This window comes from Ideonella sp. P3_A4 (assembly GCF_056403075.1).
The window spans coordinates 1-6984 of the sequence record NZ_JBFUGE010000321.1 but is presented as its reverse complement, the minus strand read 5'-3'; the positions used below and the strand labels follow the sequence as shown (position 1 = coordinate 6984).

The window sequence follows — 6984 nt, the reverse complement described above, 5'->3', positions numbered from 1 at the left end:
GGCCTGGATGTTGCCGTCGCGAAACCCGTCGGCCGCCGCGGCCCAGCTGTTGGCGATGGCCAGCGCATCCAGCGATGCCGCGGCCGTGTCGCATGCCAGCTTGGTCGACAACGCATCGAAGCCGGTGAAGCGGACCAGGTCGGCCGCACCGTTGGCCGAAGCGCCCATCTCGAAAGCCGGTTGGGACAAGTTGGCGTTCAGTGGCGGCGACTCCGACTCTCGGCCCGGTGTGGCGGCCACCGCCAGCGCAAAGGCCACGGTCGTGGCGCGGCTGCCCACCTGCACATGGGCGCGCTCGGGCGAGGCCAGGAAGTCGCCCTCATCGATGCCCCATCGGCCCTTCTTGCGCACCGATCGCAAGGCCTGGCACAGGTCCAGTCCGGTGAGATGGCTGGCCGCACCGCCGTCGGAGCCGTCGGCCAGGCTCGGCACATAACCGTCGACTGTGGGGCCAGCGAGATCCGGGTCGGTGCTGGTGCCGCTGCCGCGGTAGACGAGGTACCTCGTCGACCCCGAACCGCCACCGAGCGTTGCCGTCGGCAGCCAGCCCTTGAAACCGGCCGCGCAGTCCTCGGGGCCGTCCACCGTGCGCGCTGGGCAAGGCAGGCGCGAGTGTCGGGTCGCAAACTGCTGCACGGCCGCCTGGGCCCAGTCCAGCGATTGGTCACGGCTCTCGGTCGCGAACGCCCGGTGCAGTTGCTGGCGGTCGAGCACCGCCGCCAGCAGCAGCCAGCCGGCCGCGGTGGCGCCGAGGATCGCAAAACCGATCGCGATCCAGCCGGATTGGCGGCGACGCCGCCTTGAAGAAGAGATGGCCATCACTTGCCCTCCCGCGTTTCCAAAAGCCAACCCAACAGCTCGCTGCGCGCGACCACCGCTATCGACGATCCGTCACCGGGCTGAAGCGAAAAACAGCTGCTCTGCCAACCTTGGTCCGCCACCTTCGGCGTCGCCGTCAGCACATAGGCAGGGTGGCTCGCCTGGACCTCGCAATTGCTCGCCGCGCCCGACTGGCCGTCGCCTGCCACGTAGGGCATCTGCGGCTTGTCGGGCGAAGCGGCCACCTCGAACGCCGTGCCCAGCAGCGCCTCCTTGCCGTGCAACGCCGGGAAGGTGCCGGTTGAATCGACCGGGCGCACCAGGTCACCCGCCGCCGCGTCGCGCCAGACGCCATACCGAACCGACACCGTCTTGCTGAATCGGTCCGGATCAAGACCCAGGGCGACATACGGCAACCCGCCTGCGCGTTGGCCCGGTGGGCAAGCACCGGTACCGTCGCCTTCCCGGCCCGAGTGGTTCAGGTCCGGACAAGGCAGCCGGTGCTGCGTCAGCACAAAGGCCTGCAAGGCACGATAGGCCTCGCGGATCGCCAACGACGCATCGACGTCGGCCCGTATGGCCTGCGACTTGCCGACAGTCCCGATCACGAGGATCGCCAACACGCCTGCGCACAGCAGCAGCACGGCCAACTCCGGCAGCAGCGTTCCTTTGCAGCGCCGCCGGGACGTGGCGAGCGGGTCTTCGCTGGCCGTTCCTGCACTGCATCTCGTGCGCCAGCGCACCGATGCCGTGTTGTTCCAAGTCATTGCCACCATCGGCACTCCCCACGCCTGCACGGCGTCGAATGAAGCCATCGGTGACGGACCCTTCCGTCACCATCGATGCCGAGATGGTGAAGGCCGAGGTCCTCGAAAACTGGAAATGCGACGAAGCGCGGTGCGACGGCAACGAAGCGCCTGCTGCGTGCGTCGATTCAACGCGATTCGAATCGGGCGTGAAGCTGCCAGCGTGTGGCAGCCTGCGAGCTCAAAGCGTCTTGAACACGCCCTGGAACGACTTGCTGACCTTGAGCACCTCGGGCCGTCCGGTCAGGTGCACCGACAGCTGGCCAAGTTCACTGCGCCGAATCGCTGAGATGAACGACAGGTTGACGATCACGCTGCGGTGGATCTTGGCAAAGTTGCCCTTCTTGAGGCGCGCACTCAGCTCGTTGATGCCCAGGCGGACCAGACCTTCACCTCGCGTGGTCACGACCCGGGTGTACTTCAGGTCCGCCTGCAGGTAGACGACCTCGGGCTCGGAGACAACCAGGACCTCATTGCCGCGGCTCATCGTGATCCATGCCGGGCCATCGGTTGGCGCGACCGCGTCGCTCTCGGCGAGAGGAGCACGTGCAGGGCGCAGGGCATGCTGCTCGGCTCGCTCCAGCGCCACCTTGAGGCGGCGCAGCGTGACAGGCTTGAGCAGGTAGTCCACCGCGGCCCGATCGAACGCGYTCACGGCGAAGTCCGGGTCGCCGGTGGCAAAGATCACCGCCACATCAGGCGGCAAGCGCTCAAGCCATGCGCCGCTGTCGACCCCGTTCAAATGAATGTCAAGGATCATCAAATCCGGCGCCGAATCATCGACACCGGCCAGGACTTGCGCGACGCTTTCCGCTTCGACCACGACATTCCAATCGGGCCGCAATTGATGGATCCATTCGACGATGCTCTTGCGCAGCAACGCGTCGTCTTCGGCCACCAGCACTCTGACGGGATACATGCTTGTCACGGCTGTGYCGTACTCCTCACTGCTCGAATGAATTTTCAGAGGGATACCTCGAACAATGCCGAATGGCCTTGCGGCCACTACCGGGCAAGATGAGCAATATGAGACATATCCTGGGCTTGTTTCCAACGCTGTGGTCATGCTGAGCTGGCTCTCCGACTTTCTTTGGTTGCTGCCACTCGCGGCCATGTGCGGCGCGGCCGCGCTGGTGGTCATGAAACGGCGCCGCACGCCAGCGGCGGCCACCCGTTGCCTGCTGCCCGCGCCCGAAGCGACGCCGGCGGCGATGCCGCTGGATATCCACTTGTGCCTGAACGCCCTCAACCGTTTCGCCATCGCGCTGGATGGCGACGAGCGCGCGCAGATGGGGGTCGAGCATCTGGGCGACTACCTCGCGGCCAGTCACCGTGCAGCGCGCGCTCTCGGCAGCGAAAGGATGCGCCAGGTGCAGCAGGTCATCGACATCCACTGGCAACTGTCGTGCTGGCAGGGCGGCCGACAGGCCCATGCGATCGTCTGGCACGTGCATGGCGAAGTGGCGACACCCCAAGGCGCCGGTGTGTTGATCAACGCGCTGCAACACCTGCTGTCCTCGCAAGGCGCCGACATCGAAGCGCCGCATCTGCACATCGAAGTCTCCGGCGATGCCACCGACGCGCAGCACCCGCAGGTCGCCACGATTCGCTTGAGCGCTGGCGCCGCGGCAGAGCCGATGCCATCAACACCTGTCGCCAACGCCCACACCTTGTCGGTGCGCCTGCCGGCATCGGGCTAGAACCCTTCACGCACGCGAAGGCCGCACCTCCCCGCGTGGTGCGGTCTCGGCCAGAGCCGTGGCCAAGGTGACCTTGAGCCGGGCGGGCAGCAAGGGCTTGTAGGCCAGCACCACGCCATTGCGTTGCGCCTGGTCGGCCAGCTCCGCATCCAGGTCACCGGTCATCAGCACTGCGGGCACATCGGCCCAGCCTTGCCGGGCGCGCAGCGCCTTGATGTGCTCCATGCCGTTTTCGACGCCCATGTGCTGGTCGGAGATGATCAGGTCCGGCAACGCACCCGGCCGCTCCTCCAGCTGCCGCACCAGCACGGCCAGGCTCGATGCAGCGAACACGACGAAGTCCCATCGGCGCAGCAGTGCTGTCAAGGCCTGGCGAGACTCCGGGTCGTCTTCCAGCACCAGCACCAACCGGCCCTGGCCCTGCAACTCCATCTCGCCCTGGCCGTTGGTCTCGGCAGGCGCGAACCGATCGGCGATCGGCAAGGTGATCGAGACCGCCGTCCCCTCGCCGGGCTTGGAGCGAAGCTGCAAGGCGTGGCCCAGCAGCTGCGCCGCGCGCTTGACGATCGGCAGACCGACACCGAGGCCCTCCGACTCCGCAGTGATGTTCAGGCGCACGAAGTAGCCGAAGACATCGACATGGCGCTGGGGCACGATGCCCGAGCCGGTGTCTTCCACGATCAGGTCGACCTCCGGGCCATGGCAACGCAGCTTGATGGTGACACCGCCGTGGGGCGTGTACTTGACGGCATTCGACACCAGGTTGAACAGGATGCGGCGCAGCAGGTTTCGATCGCTGCGAACGCTCAGGCCCGTGCTGGGCAGCCGCAGATGCAGGCCCTTGCGATTGGCCAACGCCCCGTACTGAAGCTCGACCTCCTTCATCAGCTCGTCCAGCGAGACCGAGGTGATCTGCGGCGACTCGTGTCCGCCTTCGAGCTGGGTCACCGCCAGCATCATGTCGAGCATGTTGGCGAGCGTGGCACTCGCTCGCCGGATGCCTTCGAGCCTCGCGTGCCGCTGTTGTTCGTCGACCTGGTCCACCACCAGTTCAGCCAGCAGCCCGAGGGCATGCGCCGGCTGGCGCAGGTCATGGCAGGCCGCGGCCAGCAGCTTGATGCGCTCGTCGTTGATGGATTGCAGGCTCACGTTGTGGCGCACCAGCTGCGCCGACAGCACCCGCAGGCGCCGCTTCTGGCGCAGTTGCACGATGACCGTGAGCAGCACCATGACCACCAGCAGCAGGCTGGCCCCGAGACTCCATCCGAGCAGGTCGCGGCGCTGGCGGAGCAGCGCGTTTTCCTGCTCCTTCGATGTCACGTCGTACCGGGTCTGCAGTTCCTGGCGCAACTCGTCGTTGGCCAGCTCGCCCAGCTCGGCCGTCAGCGCGCTGTGCGCCTGCGCGGCCGCCAGTGCCTCCTTGAACCGGCCGAACGCCGTGAGCACCTTGATCTCGATCTGCAGATACTGCTCTCGCAGCGCCGCGCGGCCCGCCAGTTGCGGCAGCAGTTCGTGCGCCTTCGACAGCCAGCTCTCGGCCCGCTCGTCGGCCTTCTGCGCCAGCGCATCTGCCCGCCTGAGGCTCATCAGGAAAGCGACTTCCGGGTCCCATGAGCGAGTACCCTGCTGCATCCGGTCCAGCGTCTTGAGAGCTTCGTCGGGCTGCTGCTGCCGCAACAGCAAGGCCGACAGGTCCAGCAGGATCCCGTCCGTTCTGCCTTGCAGATGCAGCTCGGTGGCCAGGTCCAAGGCTTGGCGATAGCTCACCAGCGACGCCGCATAGCGCTTGAGTGCCGACTCGATCTGGCCCTTCGTCTGCAGCAGCACCAAGCCAAGCGCGGGGCACGACGCCGGCGGTACGAGCTCCATCGCTCGCGCGGCCAGATCCAGCGCGGCTTGCAGCCGCGGCGCACTCGGCGTGCCTCGCTGTTGGGCCCTCGCCATCGACATCAGGATCGAGGCCCGCGCGTGGTCGTGCGGCGCGTTCTCCATCGCCTCGGCGAAATGCGGCAGCGCATCGGCCGATCGCCCCTGCCAGACCAGCAGGTCGCCTCTGGCCTGGTCCACCGCCACCAGGCGCGCCGGATCGCCCAAGGCCTGTGCGACGCGATCGGCCTGCGCAAGCAGGTCCTGCGCCTCCTCGACGCGGGCGGCGGCCAGTCGCCGCATCGCGCGATCGACCAACAGGTTCAGCAGAGCCGACCGGTCACTGCCCCCACGTGCAGCAACGAGCGCGCTTTCCGCCCGTGCGTCGACACGGCTTCCGATCTCGGGGCCCAGCCATCTGGCGGTGGTTGCCATGTCGGCGGCCGCCGTCCAGACCCCTGCATCGTCTCCAACCTGTCGCGACAGTTCATGGGCCTGCTCGCTCTGGTCGAGCAGCTTTCTCGGGTCTGCGCACAGGCGCAGCCAGAACATGTGATCTCTCTCCCGCCAAGTGGTGTCATGGGTGGACAAGGCGGCCGCGGGCAGACAGGCCGCGCACAGACCCAGTCCCATGGCTCCTGCGACCGCCCAGAACAGCAGGCGCTGCCTCAACCCAGGCCTGACTTGCATCTCGGTGGCGCCTGAGGTCAGCTTCCGCTCATGTCCAGGTACGCCTCGACCTCCGTCGCCCAGCCTTCGGCGTCGGTGGTGCCGGCAGGCCAGTCAGACCCCGTGGGTCCCGTGTCGGTTGCAAGCGCCACACTGCGGAAGCGGCCGAACCGTGCGTCTGCATGCCCGTCAATCGCGCTGTCGAACTGCGCGGCCATCTCAGTCGTCAGGCCGCGCAACATCAGCACATGCCGGTCGACCAGCTGGAAGCTGCCCACGCTCAAGCCCGGCACCGACCACGACGTCGTCAGCATGCAGACGTTGAGAACATGCTGTGAGCCCTTGCTGTCCTGGTACACCCGCATGGCCTCTTCACCGGGCGCATCGCCCTGCGGGATCGACACGCTCCTGCCGAGGAAGGTGTTGCTCAGCTCCGGTGCCCCCGGCAGGTTGCACAGCAGGCGTCCCCCCGACGGAGAGCGGATGATGTGCTGCGGCGAAGAAATGCTGTCGCCGGGGACGACGCCGGTGTGGTGGACATTGCGATGGAACGCATCGGTCCAGGCGAACACGAAGTCGTTCAACAGCCGCTGCCCTCGCGCGGCGCGCAAGACCTCGGCACCCGAGGTGACCGCGCCGTAGATGACCCCCAGGATCACCATCACCAGCGCGAGTTCGAGCAGCGAGAAGCCGCGCTGCGCTGCGCCGCGCCGGGGCTCGACCTGGACGGGTTTGCGACAAATCGTTGTTGTCATGCCTCGCCCCTCAACGCGGGATCGCCATGGTCTGGCCGATGAGGTCGTAGACCGGCAGCAGCAGCGCCACGATCAACACCAGCAGCACGCCGCCGACCACCACGATCATCAGCGGCTTGATCACCTCGGCCAGCGTCCCCACCAACCGCTGCAGCCGCGTCGCGTACTCTTCAGCCACGTGCGCCAGCTGTTTGTCGAGCGAGCCCGACTCTTCGCCGACAGAAATCATGCGAACCAGCAGCGACGGGAAGCCGCCGACGTGGCGCATGCTGGTCGACAGCCGCGTGCCACGCTCCACCTCCACGCGCATGCGAACGATCCGGTCGACGTAGTAAGCGTCGGTCTGGGCCTGCTCGAGGATCTTCAGGC

6 protein-coding genes and 1 pseudogene are annotated in these 6984 nt (G+C 67.0%); 1 reads left to right on the top strand and 6 read right to left on the bottom strand.

The genetic code is table 11. The features are described from left to right. From AC1DYI_RS22735 to AC1DYI_RS22725, 3 genes and pseudogenes are all read right to left on the bottom strand, one after another. Positions 1-819, bottom strand: a pseudogene (locus AC1DYI_RS22735) (hypothetical protein); the annotation flags it as partial. Continuing rightward, a complete protein-coding gene (locus tag AC1DYI_RS22730) occupies positions 819-1634 on the bottom strand; it encodes a hypothetical protein (protein WP_477206409.1) in 816 nt (271 codons plus the stop codon). The pseudogene AC1DYI_RS22735 and the gene AC1DYI_RS22730, both read right to left, overlap by 1 nt. Positions 1635-1806: 172 nt before the next feature. Continuing rightward, positions 1807-2766 carry a LytR/AlgR family response regulator transcription factor gene (locus tag AC1DYI_RS22725; RefSeq protein ID WP_477206408.1) on the bottom strand — a complete coding sequence of 320 codons (960 nt, stop codon included), beginning with the start codon at positions 2764-2766 and terminating at the stop codon, positions 1807-1809. Between AC1DYI_RS22725 and AC1DYI_RS22720 the strand changes: the two genes are divergently transcribed. Beyond that, positions 2765-3325 carry a hypothetical protein gene (locus tag AC1DYI_RS22720; RefSeq protein ID WP_477206407.1) on the top strand — a complete coding sequence of 187 codons (561 nt, stop codon included), beginning with the start codon at positions 2765-2767 and terminating at the stop codon, positions 3323-3325. The two genes, AC1DYI_RS22725 and AC1DYI_RS22720, sit on opposite strands and share 2 nt — an antisense overlap. Before the next feature lie 6 nt (positions 3326-3331). On the opposite strand, the gene AC1DYI_RS22715 is transcribed toward AC1DYI_RS22720, so the two are convergent. The 3 genes from AC1DYI_RS22715 to AC1DYI_RS22705 all read right to left on the bottom strand — a co-directional run. Next, positions 3332-5743, bottom strand: coding sequence for an ATP-binding response regulator (locus AC1DYI_RS22715; RefSeq protein WP_477206406.1), 2412 nt, complete (start codon positions 5741-5743; stop codon positions 3332-3334). A 155-nt stretch (positions 5744-5898) separates the two neighbouring features. Next, on the bottom strand, positions 5899-6615 hold the full coding sequence (locus AC1DYI_RS22710; RefSeq protein WP_477206405.1) for a type II secretion system protein: 717 nt from the start codon (positions 6613-6615) through the stop codon (positions 5899-5901). 10 nt (positions 6616-6625) lie between these two features. Then, the coding region (locus AC1DYI_RS22705; RefSeq protein ID WP_477206404.1) for a type II secretion system F family protein at positions 6626-6984 on the bottom strand (359 nt) is incomplete at its 5' end.